General features: G+C 54.8%; 23 protein-coding genes. 10 read left to right on the forward strand and 13 right to left on the reverse strand.

The window, feature by feature from the left end:
- Positions 1 to 32 precede the first annotated feature (32 nt).
- From AC534G_RS05370 to AC534G_RS05390, 5 genes are read right to left on the reverse strand one after another with little or no spacing between them, the layout of a single operon-like run.
- Positions 33 to 245, reverse strand: a complete 213-nt coding sequence (locus AC534G_RS05370; RefSeq protein ID WP_110497032.1) for a DUF302 domain-containing protein — start codon at positions 243 to 245, stop codon at positions 33 to 35.
- Between the two features lie 16 nt (positions 246 to 261).
- The gene (sitD, locus tag AC534G_RS05375) at positions 262 to 1,113 is read right to left on the reverse strand and encodes an iron/manganese ABC transporter permease subunit SitD (protein ID WP_087856236.1); all 852 of its coding nucleotides are present in this window, start codon (positions 1,111 to 1,113) and stop codon (positions 262 to 264) included.
- Positions 1,110 to 1,967 carry an iron/manganese ABC transporter permease subunit SitC gene (gene sitC / locus AC534G_RS05380; protein ID WP_085048857.1) on the reverse strand — a complete coding sequence of 286 codons (858 nt, stop codon included), beginning with the start codon at positions 1,965 to 1,967 and terminating at the stop codon, positions 1,110 to 1,112. Before sitC ends, sitD begins: the two co-directional genes overlap by 4 nt.
- Before the next feature lie 2 nt (positions 1,968 to 1,969).
- On the reverse strand, positions 1,970 to 2,785 hold the full coding sequence (sitB, locus tag AC534G_RS05385; protein ID WP_110497034.1) for an iron/manganese ABC transporter ATP-binding protein SitB: 816 nt from the start codon (positions 2,783 to 2,785) through the stop codon (positions 1,970 to 1,972).
- A complete protein-coding gene (locus AC534G_RS05390) occupies positions 2,782 to 3,699 on the reverse strand; it encodes a metal ABC transporter substrate-binding protein (RefSeq protein ID WP_038633117.1) in 918 nt (305 codons plus the stop codon). Before AC534G_RS05390 ends, sitB begins: the two co-directional genes overlap by 4 nt.
- Positions 3,700 to 3,885: 186 nt before the next feature.
- Between AC534G_RS05390 and AC534G_RS05395 the strand changes: the two genes are divergently transcribed.
- Positions 3,886 to 4,230, forward strand: coding sequence for a nitrous oxide-stimulated promoter family protein (locus AC534G_RS05395; protein ID WP_110497036.1), 345 nt, complete (start codon positions 3,886 to 3,888; stop codon positions 4,228 to 4,230).
- A gap of 102 nt (positions 4,231 to 4,332) precedes the next feature.
- On the opposite strand, the gene flhA is transcribed toward AC534G_RS05395, so the two are convergent.
- From flhA to hypA, 6 genes are all read right to left on the reverse strand, one after another.
- Positions 4,333 to 6,411, reverse strand: coding sequence for a formate hydrogenlyase transcriptional activator FlhA (gene flhA, locus AC534G_RS05400; protein ID WP_038633112.1), 2,079 nt, complete (start codon positions 6,409 to 6,411; stop codon positions 4,333 to 4,335).
- A 217-nt stretch (positions 6,412 to 6,628) separates the two neighbouring features.
- Complete coding sequence (hypE, locus tag AC534G_RS05405) at positions 6,629 to 7,639, reverse strand: hydrogenase maturation carbamoyl dehydratase HypE (protein WP_069324562.1); 1,011 nt, start codon at positions 7,637 to 7,639, stop codon at positions 6,629 to 6,631.
- Positions 7,636 to 8,757 (reverse strand): hydrogenase formation protein HypD, encoded by a 1,122-nt coding sequence (gene hypD / locus AC534G_RS05410; protein ID WP_496594514.1) that lies wholly within the window; start codon positions 8,755 to 8,757, stop codon positions 7,636 to 7,638. The genes hypE and hypD overlap by 4 nt, the downstream gene beginning before the upstream one ends.
- Positions 8,758 to 9,030 carry a hydrogenase 3 maturation protein HypC gene (gene hypC, locus AC534G_RS05415; protein WP_038633103.1) on the reverse strand — a complete coding sequence of 91 codons (273 nt, stop codon included), beginning with the start codon at positions 9,028 to 9,030 and terminating at the stop codon, positions 8,758 to 8,760.
- Positions 9,021 to 9,893 (reverse strand): hydrogenase nickel incorporation protein HypB, encoded by an 873-nt coding sequence (hypB, locus tag AC534G_RS05420; RefSeq protein ID WP_038633101.1) that lies wholly within the window; start codon positions 9,891 to 9,893, stop codon positions 9,021 to 9,023. The genes hypC and hypB overlap by 10 nt, the downstream gene beginning before the upstream one ends.
- Before the next feature lie 87 nt (positions 9,894 to 9,980).
- Complete coding sequence (gene hypA, locus AC534G_RS05425; protein ID WP_110497038.1) at positions 9,981 to 10,337, reverse strand: hydrogenase maturation nickel metallochaperone HypA; 357 nt, start codon at positions 10,335 to 10,337, stop codon at positions 9,981 to 9,983.
- Positions 10,338 to 10,535: 198 nt separating this feature from the next.
- Between hypA and hycA the strand changes: the two genes are divergently transcribed.
- From hycA to hycI, 9 genes are all read left to right on the forward strand, one after another.
- A complete protein-coding gene (gene hycA / locus AC534G_RS05430) occupies positions 10,536 to 10,994 on the forward strand; it encodes a formate hydrogenlyase regulator HycA (RefSeq protein WP_038633094.1) in 459 nt (152 codons plus the stop codon).
- Between the two features lie 144 nt (positions 10,995 to 11,138).
- Positions 11,139 to 11,750, forward strand: coding sequence for a formate hydrogenlyase subunit HycB (hycB, locus tag AC534G_RS05435; protein WP_038633091.1), 612 nt, complete (start codon positions 11,139 to 11,141; stop codon positions 11,748 to 11,750).
- Positions 11,747 to 13,573: a formate hydrogenlyase subunit 3 gene (gene hycC, locus AC534G_RS05440; protein ID WP_110497040.1), complete on the forward strand. Its 1,827-nt coding sequence runs from the start codon at positions 11,747 to 11,749 to the stop codon at positions 13,571 to 13,573. The genes hycB and hycC overlap by 4 nt, the downstream gene beginning before the upstream one ends.
- A gap of 2 nt (positions 13,574 to 13,575) precedes the next feature.
- Complete coding sequence (locus AC534G_RS05445; RefSeq protein ID WP_042310580.1) at positions 13,576 to 14,499, forward strand: respiratory chain complex I subunit 1 family protein; 924 nt, start codon at positions 13,576 to 13,578, stop codon at positions 14,497 to 14,499.
- Between the two features lie 17 nt (positions 14,500 to 14,516).
- Positions 14,517 to 16,226, forward strand: a complete 1,710-nt coding sequence (hycE, locus tag AC534G_RS05450) for a formate hydrogenlyase subunit HycE (protein ID WP_006687169.1) — start codon at positions 14,517 to 14,519, stop codon at positions 16,224 to 16,226.
- 9 nt (positions 16,227 to 16,235) lie between these two features.
- Complete coding sequence (gene hycF / locus AC534G_RS05455; RefSeq protein ID WP_038633082.1) at positions 16,236 to 16,778, forward strand: formate hydrogenlyase subunit HycF; 543 nt, start codon at positions 16,236 to 16,238, stop codon at positions 16,776 to 16,778.
- Positions 16,778 to 17,545 carry a formate hydrogenlyase subunit HycG gene (gene hycG, locus AC534G_RS05460; protein ID WP_003037388.1) on the forward strand — a complete coding sequence of 256 codons (768 nt, stop codon included), beginning with the start codon at positions 16,778 to 16,780 and terminating at the stop codon, positions 17,543 to 17,545. Before hycF ends, hycG begins: the two co-directional genes overlap by 1 nt.
- A complete protein-coding gene (locus AC534G_RS05465; RefSeq protein ID WP_003037385.1) occupies positions 17,542 to 17,952 on the forward strand; it encodes a formate hydrogenlyase maturation HycH family protein in 411 nt (136 codons plus the stop codon). The genes hycG and AC534G_RS05465 overlap by 4 nt, the downstream gene beginning before the upstream one ends.
- Positions 17,945 to 18,415 (forward strand): hydrogenase maturation peptidase HycI, encoded by a 471-nt coding sequence (gene hycI / locus AC534G_RS05470; protein ID WP_038633079.1) that lies wholly within the window; start codon positions 17,945 to 17,947, stop codon positions 18,413 to 18,415. The genes AC534G_RS05465 and hycI overlap by 8 nt, the downstream gene beginning before the upstream one ends.
- 45 nt (positions 18,416 to 18,460) lie before the next feature.
- Here the strand turns inward: hycI and AC534G_RS05475 are convergent, their stop codons facing one another.
- Both AC534G_RS05475 and AC534G_RS05480 read right to left on the reverse strand, forming a co-directional pair.
- Complete coding sequence (locus AC534G_RS05475; protein ID WP_038633077.1) at positions 18,461 to 18,712, reverse strand: SymE family type I addiction module toxin; 252 nt, start codon at positions 18,710 to 18,712, stop codon at positions 18,461 to 18,463.
- A 171-nt stretch (positions 18,713 to 18,883) separates the two neighbouring features.
- Complete coding sequence (locus tag AC534G_RS05480; protein WP_110498794.1) at positions 18,884 to 20,308, reverse strand: 6-phospho-beta-glucosidase; 1,425 nt, start codon at positions 20,306 to 20,308, stop codon at positions 18,884 to 18,886.
- Positions 20,309 to 20,314: the final 6 nt, after the last annotated feature.

Here is a 20,314-nt window from a genome sequence, read left to right on the forward strand (position 1 = left end):
GCTACAGGTGATGACCGGGAAGTCTTCTCCGGTTACTGGGTATAAACATCTACAGCCCGGCTGACCAGTTTAGTCATAAAGTTGTCAATTTTATCAACGGGCTGCTGATCATGAAGATCGTAGGTTTTTGCCACATCATCCAGATTTTCATAGCCCACCCAAACCCGTCCAATCTTATCCTGCCAAACTTTGTTCAGGGCGCTGGGAATATTGTCATTACGTATTCTAATAACGATAGTGGACATATCACTGCCCACGCCGTTAGCGGTCGTATTGTTGGCGTCGCCGTTCGAAACGGCGATCGCGCAGACCGGAATAAATAAAAGTAATCACAAACAGCAGAGAAAATAGTACGACGATGGTGGGGGCTGGTGCGCTGTCGATGAAAAATGACAGATACACGCCCATAAACGAGGTAACGACTGAGATAACCACTGCCAGCCACAAGGCATGGAAAAATTTCCGTGTCATTAATATCGCGATGGCGCCCGGGGCAATTAGTAAGGAAATCGACAAAATAATGCCTACCGATTTCAGCGTGGCGACGATCGTCAGGGCAATCATACACAACAGACCATAATGCAGCAGCGTCGTGTTAAGACCGCTGGCCTTTGCCTGATGCGGATCGAATGCGTGCAGTAGCAGATCTTTCCACTTTAGCCCGATAATAAGCGCAATCCCCAGCGTGATAACGGAGGTTTGCACAATATCGCTAAACGACACTCCTAGCATATCGCCGAACAGAATATGATCGAGATGGACCTCCGACTGGATCGAAACGTACAGCACCAGGCCCGCGCCAAACATACCGGAAAAGACGATCCCCATCAGGGTGTCACGCTTAATTCGGCTATTGTCGTCGAGATAGCCCGTCGCCACCGCGCAAAACAGTCCGGCGATAAACGCGCCAATCGCCAGTGGAATACCTGCAATCCACGCCAGCACAATGCCGGGGAAAACCGCGTGGCTCATGGCATCGCCCATCAGCGCCCAGCCTTTAAGCACCAAAAACACCGACAACAGCGCACAGGGGATGGCGACAATGGTGGAGATGACCAGCGCATTGACCATAAAGCTAAACTGAAAGGGTTCCAGCAGCGTCGTTAAGCTCATACGGACTCCTTGTTTACCTGACGGGCACGACGGCGATTCGCCAGCAGACCGTGTTTTGGCGCAAAGACAAACGCCAGCAGGAACAGCAGCGTTTGTAGAACCACAATAATTCCGCCGGTTGCGCCGTCCAGCCAGTAGCTCAGCCAGGCGCCAAAAAAGCTGGTCAGGCTGCCGATAGCTACGGCGATAGTGAGTAGACGTGGAAAACGATCCGTCAGCAGCCAGGCGGTGGCGCCGGGTGTGACCACCAGACAAATCACCAGAAATGCGCCGACGGTTTGCAGAGCGGCAACCGTGGAAACGGAGAGCAGCGTAAAAAATAACAGCTTTAGCCAGCCAGGATTCAGACCGATGGAGCGCGCGTGGTTTTCATCAAAAAAAACCACCATCAGATCTTTCCACTTCAACAACAGAATAGTCAGCGAGATGACGCCGATGATGGCCAGTTGCACAATATCTTCCGGTGCAATCGCCAGCACGTTTCCCAGAATAATGGTCTGGATGTTGACCGACATCGGATTGAGCGACACCATAAACAGCCCGATACCGAAAAAAGAGGAAAAAATCAGTCCGATAATCGCATCTTCCTTCAGGCGCGAGCGCTGATTGAGAAACAGCATGCTGCCCGCTGCCAGTCCACCGGAAAGAAAAGCGCCAAGCGCGAAGGGAAGCCCTAACATATAAGCGCCAGCAACGCCCGGAACGATAGAGTGCGACAGCGCGTCGCCAATCAGCGACCAGCCTTTGAGCATCAGATAGCAGGAGAGAAACGCACACAGGCCGCCGACCATCGCCGAGACCCACATCGCGTTGAGCATGTACTGGTAACCAAACGGTTCTGTCAGCCAGTTCATGATTATTCCCCCTCGTTGGCCGCGTGTCGCGAAATAAACGGGCGTTCATCATCGGTAATCACATGTTGCTCACCGCCGCTCAGCGCCACATGACGCAGAACGCCGCTGAATGCCTGCTCGAGATTCTCAGTCGTAAAGGTGGTTTCGGTCGGGCCACTTGCCAGCACCGTACCTTTAATCATTACCGTGTAATCACAAAACTCGGTAACGGACCCCAGATTATGGGTTGAGACCAGCATGGTCCGCCCCTCATCGCGCAGTTCGCGTAGCAGGTCGATGATGCGCGCCTCGGTTTTCACATCCACGCCGGTGAAGGGTTCATCCAGCAAAATCACCTGTCCATCCTGGGCAATAGCCCTCGCCAGAAAAACGCGTTTTTTCTGCCCGCCGGACAGTTCACCTATCTGGCGATGGCGATAGTCCAGCATATCGACCCGTGCCAGCGCCGCATCAACACAGGCGCGGTCGATCTGTTTTGGCCGACGCAGCCAGCCCATGTGGCCAAAGCGACCCATCATTACCACATCTTCCACCAGTACCGGAAACGACCAGTCCACCTCTTCCGACTGAGGAACATAGGCAATCAGATTCTGTTTCAGCGCCTGATTAACCGGCTGTTGCAGAATAGATATTTCCCCCTGCGCCAGGCGAACAAAACCCATCAGCGCTTTAAAAAGCGTTGATTTTCCCGAACCGTTTACGCCGACCAGGGCGGCAATCGAACCGCCCGGAACCTGAAAAGTGGCGTCCCGCAATGCGGTGTGACCGTTGCGATACGTCACCGTAACCTGATTTACGGTAATCGCAGAGTGACTCATGGTTGGCTCTCCAGACCTTCGTTGATGCCGTTAACAATGGTTTGTGTTGTGACGCGCAGTAAATCCAGATAGGTCGGTACCGGGCCATCAGCAGCGCTGAGCGAATCGACATACAGCACACCGCCGTAATGCGCGCCGGATTCACGGGCGACCTGACGCGCAGGCTTGTCGGAGACAGTGCTTTCGCTAAATACCGTTGGGATATGATGCGCTCTGATCGCATCGATCACTTTGCGTACCTGTTTGGGGGTGCCCTGCTGATCGGCGTTGATCGGCCACAGATACAACTCTTTCAGGCCGTTATCGCGTGCCAGATAAGAAAACGCGCCTTCACTGGTGACCAGCCAGCGTTTATCGGCAGGGAGCTTCGCCAGTTCTGCATGTAGTGGCGCCAGGGTCTGCTGGATTTTGGCTTTATAGCTCTGTGCATTTTTCTGGTAGATCGCGGCATTCTGCGGATCGTATTTCATCAGCGCATCGCGAATATTATCCACGTAGATAAGCGCGTTCTCTGCCGACATCCAGGCGTGCGGATTCGGTTTGCCGTTGTACGGCCCTTCGCTGATACCCATTGGCTGCACACCGTTGGAGACCATTACCTCCGGCACGCCGGATAAATGCTGGTAGAAACGGGCAAACCACAGCTCAAGGTTGAGCCCGTTCGAAAGGATAAGCTGTGCGCCTTGCGCCCGCTTGATATCGCCCGGCGTGGGTTGATATTCATGAATTTCTGCCCCAGGTTTGGTGATGGAACTGACGTCCGCGGCGTCACCTGCCACGTTACTTGCCATATCCGCAATCACCGTAAAAGTGGTTATCACTTTGAACTTTTCTTGCGCCCAGGCAGGCGACAACGTCAGCGCCGTTAACGCGCCAGCAAGGAGAAATGACTTCAGATGGGGCAACTGCGGCATAGTATCCCTCACAACAAAGTGGTTAATTTATCAACGAATATAGCCTTTGCTATGTTATATAGCACAAGGTATAAACAAATGAAAATAATTCTTATTTACGTAGGGTGCTAAGGATGTATCACCTTCAGGTAATAGTCCTGTGCATGGTTAAGGTGTATTATTTATGCAACTTAATTGGGAGGCACCATGTCCGGCAAACGTATTGCACGTGAAAAAATGACGATCCAGAGAATGATCTCGCTGTACGAGCGCCAGTGTCCGCAGGCCTCAGACGAGCCGGGGCATTACGATGCGTTGTTTGCCTATGCGAAAAAGCGTCTGGATAAGTGCGTATTTGGTGAGGAAAAACCGGCCTGCAAACAGTGCCCGGTACACTGTTATCAACCCGCCAAACGTGAAGAGATGAAGCAGATTATGCGCTGGGCTGGGCCAAGAATGCTCTGGCGTCATCCGATCCTGACCGTACGTCATCTGATTGATGACAAACGTCCTGTCCCGGAATTGCCCGAAAAGTACCAGCGGAAGAAGTAATGTAGCAATTCTATGCCGGATGGCGGTTGCGCCTTATCCGGCCTACAAATATAAACGCACCAGTGGGTAGACCCGATAAGCAAAGCGCCATCGGGCGAACCGTTAAACCAGCGCATCCTTATCAATACCCAGGCGCTTCATGCGTGACAGCAACGTCGTGCGCTTCAGTCCCAGTCGTTGCGCCGCGCCTTTGGGGCCGGCAACCACGCCGTTAGTCTCTTTCAGCACGCGCATGATCAGCTGGTATTCATCTTCGCCATCTTGTGCGACTTCGGTCGCCACTGGCGGCGTGGAAGGCGTCAAAGCGACAACATCCGGCAGAGACAGTTGCAGTACATTGCCCCTTGTGAGCAGCACCGCGCGTTCTACCACATTTTCCAGTTCACGCACGTTACCCGGCCATTCCATACTGCTCAGCGTACGCAGCGCTTCGGCGGGAATACTGTCGATATTGCGCCCCATTCGGCGGGCAATTTTAAAGGTGAAAGCTTTTACCAATAGCGGAATATCTTCCGGACGTTCGCGCAGCGGCGGCAGATGGATCGGGAAGACGTTCAGCCGATAGTAGAGATCGTTGCGAAACTCGCGATCGGCGACCATCTTTTTCAGATCGCGGTTGGTGGCGGCGATCAAACGGACATCGGTCTGGATCAGCTTATTGCTGCCCAGACGCTCAAACTCCTGTTCCTGCAAAACGCGCAATAGCTTCGGCTGAAGCTCAAGCGGCATGTCGCCCACTTCATCAAGGAACAGTGAGCTTTTGTCCGCCAGTTCGAAACGCCCAATACGTTGCGTGCTGGCTCCGGTAAACGCACCGCGCTCATGACCAAACAGATCGCTTTCCAGCAATCCGGCAGGCATTGCCGCACAGTTCATTTTTACCATCCTGCGGGCGTTACGACCGCTCAGGTTATGAATCGCTCTGGCGATCAGCTCTTTGCCTGTCCCGGTCTCGCCGAGAATCAATACGGTGCTGTCACTTTGCGCCACCATCTCGACCTGTTTGAGCACACTGTACATCGCTTCGCTGCGGCCAATGATTTCGCCGAACTCGCTGTCAACGTTGTTGAGCTGTTCTGTCAGCGCCAGGTTTTCATCGACCAGACGTTCTTTCAGACGGTGAATTTCCTGGTAGGCGAGGGCGTTATCCACGGCAATCGCCACACGCTCGGCAATCTGGCGTAGCAGTTTGAGATTGGCGGTGGTGAAGACTTTCTCTTCGCACTGCGCCAGCTTCAGTACGCCAAGCATGTTATTGCCGGACATCAACGGCAGCAGGCACAGCGTCTGTAATTGGTTGCCCCAGGTCTCGAACAGCATCCGTTCATAAGGAGCAAGGGCGTCGCGTTCGCTCAGGTTAATCAGCAGCATCTCTTTGCTTTTGAAGACCCGCTCAGAGAGTGTGCCTGCTTCGTCCACTTCGCTCTGTTCGTGCGCCGGATGATGCTCATCCAGATAGTGGGTGGAGTAGATGCTCAGCTTATTTTTGCGACTGCTGCGTAACACGATACTGATAGCATCGATGTCGAAATAATGGTGGATCTCTTTGGCGACTTCGCTGACCAGTTCATCTATGTCCAGTCGGGAAAGCACCGCATTGGTGATGGCGACCAGGATGCGAAAGTTGTCACGCTCACGGCACAGCAGATCGTAATCGACGTTATTGCTGACTCTGCTCTGAATTTGTTCAGCTACGACACCGACAATCTGGGTGAAGGTCTGGAGCCGATTGTACTCTTTTTCGCTCCATGGCCGGTCTTCGTTGCGGATGAATTCGCAACCGCCAAAGATGCGCCCATCCGCCGCCAGCGGTAGCAGACAGTAGTGACCAAATTCAGAATACAATCCGCCGGATGCCAGCTGCGGCCAGGTTTCCGTGAACTCATGATAGTTGCAGTGCAGCGCGTCGGGGCGCGACAGGATACGGCGTATCGGCCCATGCGCCAGCACCGTTTCGTCTTCATAATCGATAGGTTTACTATTTTCGCGCGTCGCAAAATAACGCGCACGTTGCGTTTGTGCCTGCCATAAGACAATAGCCGCGCAGTCGGCCAGTCCGGAATGCCTGGCCAGCTGTGAAAGCGCCTCGCTGAGAGACTGAAGATCGGGCTGCTGTAATAATGTACGAGTAATATCGAACAGGCCTTGCTGTCCGAGGTCACTCATCGGTGTATACGACATATTGCTTTTCCAGGGAAAGCACCGCAAAACGGTGCGAAAACGGTAAATGAATTATAGGTATAAGTCGTAAATTATTGCCGGATGGCTGACCGTAAACTCACTGGTCACGCAATCCGTAGGCCTGATAAGCAAAGCCATCAGGCGATAATGCAGCGTTAATGCCGGATGTCGACGCCAGGGCGTCTTATCCGGCTTACAGCATGCTGCCAACTGGCTGCTAGCATATACGAGGTAAAGGTTCAGCGTGTGGTAAATCGAGGGTTCGTTTCACGCCATACAGTCCGGCAAGGCGTACACCTTTACGTTCAACTACTTCGCCAATCATTGCCGCGTCGCGTCCTAACGGATGCGCACGTAGCGCGGCAAGCACGCTTTCAGCAGCCTGACGCTCAACGGCAATCACCAGTTTGCCTTCGTTGGCAAAGTTGAGCGCATCGAGGCCCAGCAGCTCGCAAACGCCACGCACCGCAGGCTTCATGGGCAGGGCCGCTTCAGACAGCTCAATACCAAATCCACATGATGCGGCAAACTCATGCGTCACCGCATTCACGCCGCCACGGGTGGCGTCACGCAGCGCCTTCACGCCGGGTATATCACGTATCGTCTGGATAAGCGGCGTGAGCACCGCACAGTCGCTAACCAGTTCGCCATCAAGACCCAATTGCTCGCGCAGATTAAGAATGGTTGCACCATGGTCGCCGAGCGTACCGCTAACCAGCAATACATCGCCAGGGCCGAGAGTTTGCGCGCCCCAGTGAATGTTGGCGGGGATCGCGCCCATACCGGCGGTGTTGATGAACAACTTATCTGCGGCGCCACGCTGCACGACTTTGGTATCACCGGTCACGATGGCGATGCCCGCCTCGCGTGCGGTTGCCGCCATGCTGGTGACGACGGTTTTCAGCGTCTCCATCGGCAGACCTTCTTCAAGGATAAACCCGCAGGAGAGATAACGTGGAATCGCGCCGCTGACGGCGACATCGTTAGCCGTACCGCAGATAGCCAGCTTGCCGATATTACCGCCGGGGAAGAACAACGGATCGATAACATAGCTGTCGGTAGAGAACGCCAGACGATCGCCCTCTGCAACCAACTGCGCCAGTTCCAGACGCGCCTGATCTTCCTGTTCCGCCAGCCACGGATTAGCAAAAGCCTCCATAAACAGACTGTTGATCAACTGCTGCATAGCCTGACCGCCGCTACCGTGGGCGAGTTGTACGCTGTTCATGCTTCACCCTCCTGCTGACGATACTGATACCAGGCGGCACATGCGCCTTCTGAGGAGACCATCAGTGCGCCAAAGGCGGTCTCCGGGTTACAGGTTTTACCAAATAACGGGCACTGATGCGGTTTACATCTGCCGGTCAACACCTCTCCGCAACGCGCGCGCGGATCGTCATATACCTGCTGTGGCGCTGGCTGAAAATGCGCTTCGGCATCAAAACGTTGATAGTCCGGCGTCAGGTGAACGCCAGACGATTCGATCACGCCCAGACCGCGCCATTCACTGTCGCCGTTGACGCAAAATACCTCAGCGATGGCCTGTTGCGCTAAGGCGTTACCGGCATCCGGTACCACGCGGCGGTACTGGTTTTCGACCTGGCTTTGGGCGGCGATTTTCTGTTCAATCAGCATCACCACGCCTTGCAGCAGGTCGAGCGGCTCAAAGCCGGCGACCACTAACGGGCGATGGAAATCTGAGGCAATGAAATTATAGGCGTCGGTGCCAATCACCATGCTGACGTGCCCCGGTGCTAAAAAGGCATCGATGCCGTTGTCCGGCTGTTCCAGCAGGCTGCGCAGCGTGGGGATAAGCGTAATGTGCTGACAGAAAAAGTAAAAGTTCTGCACATCGCGTTGTTTGGCCTGCTGCAGGGTAATGGCGGTGGTCGGCATGGTGGTTTCAAAACCCAGACCAAAGAACACAACCTTACGCGTTGGGTTTTCCTGCGCCAGCTTCAGCGCATCCATCGGCGAATAGACGATGCGGATATCCGCGCCGCGCGCTTTGGCCTGTAGTAGTGAGCCTTGTTTTCCCGGCACGCGCATGGCGTCGCCAAAGGTGCAGAAAATCACTTCCGGATGGCTGGCGATTTCAACACAGCTGTCGATTCTGCCCATCGGCAGAACGCAAACCGGGCAGCCAGGGCCGTGAATGAACTCCACGTTTTCGGGCAGCAGTTGGTCGAGTCCGAATTTGAAAATAGCGTGGGTATGACCACCACAAACTTCCATGATGCGTAGCGGTCGTTCAGCGGTATAGGGGAGGAGAGCGGCACGTTCACGCAGGTGCTCTATCAACTGCATCACCTGTTCTGGTGCGCGGTATTCGTCAACAAAACGCATTTATTTTTCCTCGCCGTACAGCAACGCGCCGACATCCGGCTCAACGTCAAACATATTTTGCAGCGCGTCGAGCGTGTCGCGCGCTTCTGCTTCATTAATGATGCTCATCGCAAAGCCGACGTGGACCAGTACCCACTGACCCAGACGCGGCTGACCATTTTCATCACAGCTACCGACCAGCGTCAGGTCGACGTCGCGCTGAATACCGCAAACGTCGACTTTGGCCTGGTTGCCATCAATGGTACGGATTTGACCCGGAACACCTATGCACATCGCTGTGTCTCCAGCCAGGAGAGCCATTGGTCCATCCCTTCGCCGCTGGTGGCGGAAATCAGGATGATCTCAATGTCCGGGTTCACTTCCCGGGCGCTGGCGATGCATTTTTCAACATCAAAATTGAGGTACGGCAGCAGATCCACTTTATTGAGCAGCATCAGCGATGCGGCGGCAAACATATGCGGATATTTCAGCGGCTTATCTTCGCCTTCGGTGACGGACAGCACCGCCACTTTATGACGTTCGCCGAGGTCGAAGCTGGCCGGGCAGACCAGGTTACCGACGTTTTCAATAAACAGAATGCCGTTGTCATCAAGCGGCAAACGCGGCGCGGCGTCAGCAATCATTTGCGCGTCAAGGTGGCAACCTTTACCCGTGTTGACCTGGATGGCGGGGGTGCCGGTGGCGCGAATACGGGCGGCATCGTTGACCGTCTGTTGGTCGCCTTCAATCACGGCGCACGGAACGCTGTCTTTCAGTTTGATCAGCGTTTCGGTCAGTAGCGTCGTTTTACCTGAGCCCGGGCTTGAGACGAGGTTTAATACCAGATGCTGACGAGCGGCAAAACGGGCGCGGTTACGTTCGGCCAGACGGTTATTTTTGTCCAGCACGTCAATTTCGACTTCCAGCATACGGCGCTGGCTCATGCCTGGCGCATGGGTACCCGCCTCGCCATGACCGTAGTGCAGGTCGCCTTCTGCGGTCTGGCTCGGTGCGAAATTAGAGGTTTTCACACCGGTAATATTCAGCGCCGGGCGAGCCGCCGGGGCAAATGGCGCGCTGCGAAACGCCGAGTGGGGATTATGCTCATCACCCTCTATATAAAGGTTGCCTTCAGCGCAACCACATGTCGTACACATCGCTCACTCCTGATCTCTTTCTTGTTACAGGCTTTTTGCCGGATGGCGACGCAAGCGTCTTCTCCGGCCTGGCAGGTGCCACCGGAATTAGTCTTCGGCGTCGCCTATTTCAATTCGTCGAATCTGTAGACCATCATCGGCCACAATTCTCAGCGTATCGCTGTTGCATTGCGGACACCGACGCACGCGTTGCGTCAGTAACGTGACGTATTGCTGACAAGATTTGCACCAACATTCTGCTTCTTGTTCTTCGAGGTGGAGTTTACAACCTTCTGCAAGGGTCCCACGGCATACCAGATCAAAACAAAAGGCGAGAGCGCTGGTTTCTACGCAAGAAAATGCGCCAATTTTGAGCCAGACCCCAGTTACTCGCTTGGCACCGTGTTGCGTGGCCTGTTGTTCAATCAATTCCAGTGCTCTTTGGCAGAGGGTTATTTCGTGCATACCGCCTCCTATGAAGTTGCCGTATTAAAAGCAATAAACATGCCAGGTTGAATTTTTTCATTCGTGACAATGACGACAATGACGAAATGACACGTCGTCACCCGTCTTTGATTTTTTATATATTTGAAAATAAAGGAAATTAATTTTGGCATGAAATGTGCTTAAGGCTGTTCATCTCTGCTAAACGGGTAACCTGACATGACTATTTGGGAAATAAGCGAAAAAGCCGATTACATCGCTGAACGGCATCGTCGCCTACAGGACCAGTGGCGTATTTACTGCAACTCGCTGGTTCAGGGGATCACCCTGTCGAAAGCGCGTTTGCATCATGCGATGAGCTGCGCGCCGGACAAAGATCTGTGCTTTGTCCTTTTTGAACACTTCGTTATCTACGTCACGCTGGCGGATGGTTTCAACAGTCACACCATCGAGTATTACGTCGAAACGAAAGAGGGTGATGATAAACAACTGATTGCACAGGCACAGTTGACCATCGACGGTAAAGTTGATGAGCGTATCAGCAACCGCGATCGCGAGCAGGTGCTGGAGCACTATCTCGAAAAAATCGCCAGTGTCTACGACAGCCTGTACACCGCGGTTGAGAACAATATGCCGGTGAATTTAAGCCAGCTGGTTGCGGGACATAGCCCGGCGTAAGCCTCGGGTGCTGCCCACGTTTGTCATGACGCGGCTTTAATACTGCGTCACGACAGTTTAGGGAATGGGCATGTCGAAAAATGTCGAAATGACATTTGCCTGACATGTTTTCGTCAAAAATGACTATCACCTGAGGAATGCCTGGTGAATCGTTTTGTAATTGCTGACTCCACTCTTTGTATTGGCTGCCACACCTGTGAAGCCGCCTGCTCAGAGACACATCGCCAGCATGGCCTGCAGTCAATGCCGCGCCTGAAAGTGATGTTAAATGAAAAAGAATCCGCGCCGCAGCTTTGCCACCAGTGTGAAGATGCGCCTTGCGCTACCGTTTGTCCGGTTAATGCGATTAATCGCGTTGACGGCGCCGTACAGTTGAATGAAAGCCTGTGCGTAAGCTGCAAACTGTGCGGGATCGCCTGTCCGTTCGGCGCTATTGAGTTTTCCGGTAGCCGTCCGCTGCATATCCCGGCAAACGCCAATACATCAAAAGCGCCGCCGGCCCCGCCAGCTCCAGCTCGCGTAAGCACGCTGCTGGACTGGGTTCCGGGCATTCGTGCCATCGCGGTGAAATGCGATCTGTGTAGTTTTGACGAGCAAGGTCCGGCCTGCGTACGCATGTGTCCGACCAAAGCCCTGCATCTGGTGAGCAACATGGATATCGCCCGCGCCAGCAAACGTAAGCGTGAGCTGACTTTCAATACCGACTTCGGCGATCTCACCTTGTTTCAGCAGGCTCAAAGTGGAGATGCAAAATGAGCGCAATTTCACTGATTAACAGCGGCGTGGCCTGGTTTACAGCGGCTGCGGTTCTGGCATTTCTGTTTTCATTTCATAAACCGCTGAGCGGCTGGATTGCAGGGGTTGGCGGTGCGGTTGGCAGTTTGTGTACGGCTGGCGCGGGTTTTATGGTGCTGACCAACGCGCTGGCGGTAAGCGGTGTGATGCCGTTTATTGGTCACAGCCTGCAAATTACCCCGTTGAACGCTATCTGGCTGATTACTCTGGGCCTGTGCGGTCTGTTTGTCAGCCTTTACAACATTGACTGGCATCGCCATCCACAGGTGAAAGCCAACGGCCTGCTGGTGAATCTGCTGATGGCCGCAGCGGTATGTGCGGTGGTTGCCAGCAACCTCGGTACGCTGGTGGTGATGGCGGAAATCATGGCGCTGTGCGCGGTGTTCCTGACCGGTTGCAGTAAAGAAGGCAAGCTGTGGTTTGCGCTGGGGCGCATCGGCACGCTGCTGTTGGCGATTGCCTGCTACCTGGTGTGGCAGCGCTACGGTACGCTGGAACTGCGTCTGCTCGATCTGCGCACCCAGGAGCTGCCGCTTGGGTCTGACATCTGGCTGCTGGGCGTGGCGGGTTTTGGCCTGCTGGCCGGGATTATCCCACTGCACGGTTGGGTGCCGCAGGCACACGCCAACGCCAGCGCGCCGGCTGCGGCACTGTTTTCTACCGTGGTCATGAAGGTCGGTCTGCTGGGTATTCTCTCCCTGTCGCTGCTGGGCGGTAACGCGCCGCTGTGGTGGGGCATTACGCTGTTGGTGCTGGGTATGATCACCGCATTTGTCGGCGGTCTGTATGCGCTAATGGAACATAACATCCAGCGTTTGCTGGCGTACCACACGCTGGAAAACATCGGCATTATTCTGCTGGGGCTGGGCGCTGGCGTAACCGGGATTTCACTGAATCAACCGGCGCTGATTGCGTTGGGTTTGACCGGTGGTCTGTATCATCTGGTCAACCACAGCCTGTTCAAAAGCGTTCTGTTCCTCGGTGCTGGCAGCATCTGGTTCCGTACCGGTCATCGTGATATCGAGAAGTTGGGCGGTATCGGTAAACGTATGCCGATTATCTCTCTGGCGATGCTGGTTGGCCTGATGGCGATGGCCGCACTGCCGCCGCTGAACGGTTTTGCCGGTGAGTGGGTCATCTATCAGTCCTTCTTTAAGCTTGGCAACAGCGGCGCGTTTGTCGGTCGTCTGTTAGGGCCGTTGCTGGCGGTAGGACTGGCGATTACTGGCGCGCTGGCGGTGATGTGTATGGCGAAAGTGTATGGCGTTACGTTCCTTGGCGCGCCGCGCACGAAGGAAGCTGAAAATGCCTGCTGCGCGCCAATCCTGATGGGCGTGAGCGTGGTTGCGCTGGCTATCTGCTGCGTGATTGGCGGCGTTGCTGCGCCATGGCTGCTGCCGATGATTTCCTCTGCCGTTCCACTGCCGCTGGAAACCGCGAACACCACCGTTTCTCAGCCAATGATCACGCTGCTGCTGATCGCGTGTCCGCTGCTGCCGTTCATCATCATGGCAATTTTCAAAGGCAACCGTCTGCCGTCGCGTTCACGCGGTGCGGCATGGGTGTGTGGTTACGATCACGAGCAGTCAATGGTCATTACCGCCCACGGTTTTGCCATGCCGGTGAAAGAAGCCTTTGCCCCGGTACTCAAACTGCGTAAATGGCTGAACCCGGTATCACTGGTTCCGGGCTGGCAGAATGCGGCCGCCCCGGTACTGTTTCGTCGCCTGGCGTTGATTGAGCTGGCGGTGCTGGTGGTGATTGTGGTTTCACGAGGAGCCTGAAAATGAGTGTTTTATATCCGTTAATTCAGGCGCTGGTGCTGTTTGCCGTTGCGCCGCTGCTGTCCGGTGTGACCCGCGTGGCGCGTGCGCGTTTGCATAATCGTCGCGGTCCAGGCGTTTTGCAGGAATACCGCGACATTATCAAACTGCTGGGCCGTCAGAGCATTGCGCCTGCGGATTCCAGCTGGGTTTTCCGCCTGACGCCATTTGTGATGGTAGGTGTGATGCTGACTATCGCCACCGCGTTGCCGGTAGTGACCGTTGGTTCACCGCTGCCGCAATTGGGTGATCTGATCACCTTAATTTACCTGTTCGCCATCGCCCGTTTCTTTTTCTCTATCGCGGGTCTGGATACTGGTAGCCCGTTTACTGCGATTGGCGCCAGCCGCGAAGCGATGCTCGGCGTGCTGGTTGAACCTATCCTGCTGCTGGGACTGTGGGTGGCGGCGCAGGTTGCGGGTTCAACCCATATCAGCAATATCGCCGATACCGTTTACCACTGGCCTGCTGCGCGCAGCATCCCGCTGATTCTGGCCCTGTGCGCCTGTGCTTTCGCCACCTTTATCGAAATGGGCAAACTGCCGTTCGATCTGGCGGAAGCAGAGCAGGAACTGCAGGAAGGTCCATTGACCGAATACAGCGGCAGCGGTTTTGCGGTACTGAAGTGGGGCATTAGCCTCAAACAGCTGGTCGTTCTGCAAATGTTCGTCGGCGTGTTCCTGCCGTGGGGACAGATGGAGACCTTCACCGCGGGTGGGCTGCTGCTGGCGCTGGTGATTGCCGTCGTCAAGCTGGTCCTCGGCGTGCTGGTCATTGCCTTGTTCGAAAACAGCATGGCGCGTCTGCGTTTTTGCGCCACTTCACGCGTGACCTGGGCCGGTTTTGGGTTTGCGTTTTTAGCGTTCGTCTCCTTGCTGGTGGCGTGATTTAAGAGAGTTTGAGCATGTCTGAAGAAAAATTAGGTCAACACTATCTCGCCGCTCTGCACCAGGCCTTTCCGGGCGTGGTGCTGGATGAAGCCTGGCAGACCAAAGATCAGCTGACGATCACCGTCAAGGTGAACTACCTGCCGGAAGTGGTTGAGTTCCTGTACTACAAACAGGGCGGCTGGTTGTCCGTGCTGTTTGGTAACGACGAACGTCAGCTGTGCGGCCATTACGCCGTTTATTACGTGATGTCGATGGAGCAGGGCACCAAGTGCTGGATTACCGTCCGCGTTGAAGTGGATGCCAATAAGCTGGAATTCCCATCCGTGACGCCACGCGTTCCGGCAGCCGTCTGGGGCGAGCGTGAAGTGCGCGACATGTACGGTTTGATCCCGGTCGGTTTGCCGGATGAACGTCGTCTGGTGCTGCCGGATGATTGGCCGGACGAGCTGTATCCGCTGCGTAAAGACAGTATGGATTATCGTCAACGCCCGGCGCCGACGACGGATGCTGAAACCTACGAGTTCATCAACGAACTGGGCGACAAGAAAAATAACGTGGTGCCGATTGGCCCGCTGCACGTGACCTCCGATGAACCCGGTCACTTCCGTCTGTTTGTTGACGGCGAGAACATCATCGACGCCGACTATCGTCTGTTCTATGTCCACCGCGGCATGGAGAAACTGGCGGAAACCCGTATGGGTTACAACGAAGTGACGTTCCTGTCGGACCGCGTGTGCGGCATCTGCGGTTTTGCCCACAGCACCGCCTATACTACCTCCGTAGAGAATGCGATGGGTATCGTGGTGCCGGAACGCGCGCAGATGATCCGCGCCATTCTGCTGGAGGTGGAGCGCTTGCACTCGCACCTGCTGAACCTCGGCCTGGCCTGTCACTTCACCGGTTTTGATTCCGGCTTTATGCAGTTCTTCCGCGTGCGTGAAACGTCGATGAAGATGGCGGAGATCCTCACCGGGGCGCGTAAAACTTACGGTATGAACCTGATCGGCGGTATCCGTCGTGACCTGCTGAAAGACGATATGATCCAGACCCGTCAACTGGCGCAGCAGATGCGTCGTGAGGTGCAGGAACTGGTCGATATGCTGCTCAGCACGCCGAACATGGAACAGCGTACCGTGGGTATTGGTCGTCTGGATCCGGAGATCGCCCGCGACTTTAGTAACGTCGGTCCGATGGTTCGCGCCAGCGGTCACGCGCGTGACACCCGCGCCGATCACCCATTTGTGGGTTATGGTTTGCTGCCGATGGAAGTGCACAGCGAGCAGGGTTGCGACGTCATTTCTCGTCTTAAAGTCCGTATCAATGAAGTCTATACCGCACTGAACATGATCGACTTTGGTCTGGACAACCTGCCGGGCGGCCCGCTGGCGGTGGAAGGCTTTACCTATATTCCTCACCGCTTCGCGCTGGGCTTTGCCGAAGCGCCGCGCGGCGATGACATCCACTGGAGCATGACCGGCGATAACCAGAAACTGTATCGCTGGCGCTGCCGTGCGGCGACCTACGCCAACTGGCCAACGCTGCGTTACATGTTGCGTGGCAACACTGTTTCCGATGCCCCGCTGATTATCGGTAGCCTCGATCCTTGCTACTCCTGTACTGACCGTATGACCGTGGTCGATGTGCGTAAGAAGAAGAGCAAAGTCGTACCGTACAAAGAACTTGAGCGCTACAGCATCGAGCGTAAAAACTCGCCGCTGAAATAAGGAATCGCCATGTTTACCTTTATCAAAAAAGTCATCAAAACCGGGGCGCCGACGTCGTCGTATCCGCTGGAGCCGATTGCGGTCGATAAAAATTTCCGCGGTAAACCCGAGCACAATCCGCAGCAGTGCATTGGCTGCGCGGCCTGTGTCAATGCGTGTCCATCCAATGCGCTGACGGTTGAAACCGATCTGGTTACCAATGAGCTGGCGTGGCAGTTCAACCTCGGTCGTTGCATCTTCTGCGCCCGCTGCGAAGAAGTTTGCCCGACGGCGGCGATCAAGCTGTCGCAGGAATATGAGCTGGCGGTATGGAAGAAAGAAGATTTCCTGCAGCAGTCTCGCTTTTCGCTGTGTAACTGCCGCGTCTGTAACCGCCCGTTCGCGGTACAAAAAGAGATTGATTACGCCATTGCGCTGCTCAAGCACAACGGTGACAGCCGCGCGGAAAACCACCGTGAAAGCTTTGAGACCTGCCCGGATTGTAAGCGCCAGAAATGTCTGGTGCCGTCTGACCGTATTGAACTGACTCGCCATATGAAAGAGGCCAGCTGATGAGCAATTTATTAGGCCCACGTGACGCCAACGGTATTCCGGTACCGATGACGGTGGATGAATCCATTGCCAGCATGAAAGCATCGCTGCTGAAAAGCATCAAGCGTTCAGCGTATGTTTATCGTGTGGACTGCGGCGGCTGCAACGGCTGCGAAATCGAAATTTTCGCCACGCTCTCTCCGCTGTTTGATGCCGAACGCTTTGGTATCAAAGTGGTACCGTCGCCGCGTCATGCGGATATCCTGCTGTTTACCGGCGCGGTAACCCGCGCGATGCGTTCTCCGGCGCTGCGCGCCTGGCAGTCTGCGCCGGATCCGAAAATTTGTATCTCTTACGGCGCCTGTGGCAACAGCGGCGGTATCTTCCACGACTTATACTGCGTATGGGGCGGCACGGATAAAATCGTACCGGTGGACGTGTATATTCCTGGCTGTCCGCCGACGCCTGCGGCAACGCTGTACGGTTTTGCGATGGCGCTGGGTCTGCTGGAACAGAAAATTCATGCGCGTGCGCCAGGTGAACTGGACGAACAGCCCGCTGAAATTCTGCATCCGGATATGGTTCAACCGCTGCGTGTGAAGGTGGACCGCGAAGCTCGCCGTCTGGCGGGTTACCGCTACGGTCGCCAGATTGCTGATGACTATATGACGCAGTTAGGGCAGGGTGAACATCAGGTGGCGCGCTGGCTGGAAGCGGAAAACGATCCGCGTCTGACCGAAATCGTCACGCATCTTAACCATGTAGTCGAAGAGGCGCGTATCCGATGAGTGAAACGGTGGTGTTCAGTCAACTGAGCCGTAAGTTTATTGATGAGAACGATGCGACGCCCGCAGAGGCGCAGCAGGTTGTCTATTACAGCCTGGCGATTGGTCACCACCTTGGGATCATCGATTGCCTGGAAGCGGCGTTAACCTGTCCGTGGGATGAATATCTGGCCTGGATAGCCACCCTTGCCGAGGGCAGCGAAGCCCGGCGGAAAATGGAAGGCGTGCCGAAGTATGGCGAGATCGTCATCGATTTCAACCATGTGCAAATGCTGGCGCGCGCGTTTGATGATGCGCGTGCCGTGCAGACTCCGCAGCAGCAGGAGTGGAGCAAGCTGATGCTCAGCATGCTGCATGATATACACCAGGAAAGCGCCATCTATCTGATGGTGAGGAGACACCGTGACTGACGTTTTACTTTGTGTCGGCAACAGCATGATGGGCGATGACGGCGCGGGTCCGCTACTGGCGGAAATGTGCGCTGCCAATCCTCAGGGCAACTGGGTTGTCATCGACGGCGGCAGCGCGCCGGAAAACGATATCGTCGCTATCCGTGAACTGCGCCCGCAGCGTCTGTTGATTGTGGATGCCACCGACATGGGGTTAAACCCGGGTGAAATCCGCATTATCGACCCGGATGATATTGCTGAAATGTTCATGATGACCACCCACAACATGCCGCTGAACTATCTGGTCGATCAGCTAAAAGAGGATGTTGGCGAGGTGATCTTCCTCGGCATTCAGCCGGATATTGTCGGTTTTTATTACCCGATGACGCAGCCGATCAAAGATGCGGTCGAGACTGTCTATCAACGATTAGCCGGATGGGAAGGCCACGGTGGATTTTCCGGGTTAGAAGCGCCAGAAGAGTAACCTTACCAACGCCGGATGCCAGTGGCATCCGGCCTGTTTTGAGCCTCACACACTCTGTTCTTCACTTGCCTGCTCGATAATTAATTTCCCCTGCATCACCGAAACATTCACTGCCGTCCCGGTAGGGAATCCCGCTTGTTCCAGCCAGTCGCCGTTCAGCGTTAGCGAGGCATGCCGACTGATACGGAGCGTGAAACCCGTGTTACGATCTTCATGGCGTTTTCTGACATAGCCCACTTTCAAACGACGTACGGGTTTGGTGATAACCACTGCTGTTGTGCCATTTTCATCAGACATGAAAGCTTCCTTGTGGTGAACGGATAAGAGCAAAACTACTGAATAAAATGCCAGTAAAAATGCGCAAGAGCAAACCGGAAACTGGAAGGAAGATTCCACATTTGGAATGCAATTCATGAAATGAAAATAGGTGATTCTGCCGGAGGATTACAAAACCCTCCGGCTGGGGAATTACGCCAGATCGGCCCCGTTACTGGCGATCACTTTTTTGTACCACCAGAATGATTTTTTGCGGGTACGCGCCAGCGTGCCTTGGCCCGCATCGTCCCGGTCTACATACACAAAACCGTAACGCTTGCTCATCTCGCCGGTTGAGGCGGAAACCAGATCGATGCAGCCCCAGGTGGTGTAACCCATTAGCGGCACACCATCTTCAATGGCGTCAGCCATGGCGCGGATGTGTTCGCGTAAATAGCAAATGCGATAGTCGTCATTGATCTCGCCGTTGGCATCCATTTCATCTTTCGCCCCCAGCCCGTTTTCCACCAGAAACAGCGGCTTCTGATAACGGTCATACATCATATTCATCGTGATGCGCAGGCCAAGCGGATCGATACCCCAGCCCCATTCGCTGGCGGCAATGTACGGATTACGCAGTGATTTCACTACGTTGGCAGCGCTGGTGTTGCCCGTGTTCATGTCAGCGGAGGCGCAGCGTGATGCGTAATAGCTAAACGAGACGAAATCGACGGTGTTCTTCAGGATGTCGTCATCTTCCGCGGCTTTTTCTATCGTCACGCCCTTTTCGCGAAACACCCGGGCGGAGTAGGCGGGATAAGCCCCGCGCGCCTGCACATCAATAAAGAACAGGTTTTCGCGGTCTTTTTCCAGCGCGGTCCACACATCTTCTGGTTTACAGGAATAAGGATAAAAATTACCGCCCGCCAGCATGCAACCGACCCGGTTTTGCGGATTCACTTCATGGGCGATTTTCGTCGCCAGGGCACTGGCAACCAGTTCGTGGTGGGCGGACTGATATTTCACCTGATCCTGATTTTCCCCCTCTTCAAACACCAACCCGGCCCCTGAAAAAGGGCTGTGCAGCATGATGTTGATTTCGTTGAACGTCAGCCAGTATTTCACCAGACCGTCAAAGGCTTCGAAGCAGGTGCGGGCGTAACGGGTAAAGAACTCCACCATTTTGCGGTTCCGCCAGGAGCCGTACCCGGTAACCAGATGCATGGGCACATCGAAGTGACATAGCGTGACTAACGGCTCAATACCATATTTTTTACACTCGGCAAAAACGGCCCGGTAAAACGCGATACCTTCTTCATTAGGCGCCAGTTCGTCGCCGTTAGGGTAGAGACGACTCCAGGCTATTGAGGTGCGAAAAACCGTAAACCCCATTTCCGCCATCAGCGCAATATCTTCCTTGTAGCGATGATAAAAGTCGATCGCCTGATGGCTGGGATAAAATTCGTCGTCCTGAAGCGTAAAGCGCTTCTCCTGACCCAGTTTAACCGGCATCCGGTGTTCGCCATGGGGGATCATATCGACGGTGGTCAGCCCTTTACCGCCTTCCCGGTATGCCCCTTCAGACTGGTTGGCGGCCAGCGCGCCGCCCCATAAAAATCCTTGCGGAAAAACAGACATAGTTAA

It is taken from the genome of Citrobacter sp. CRE-46 (assembly GCF_059615875.1).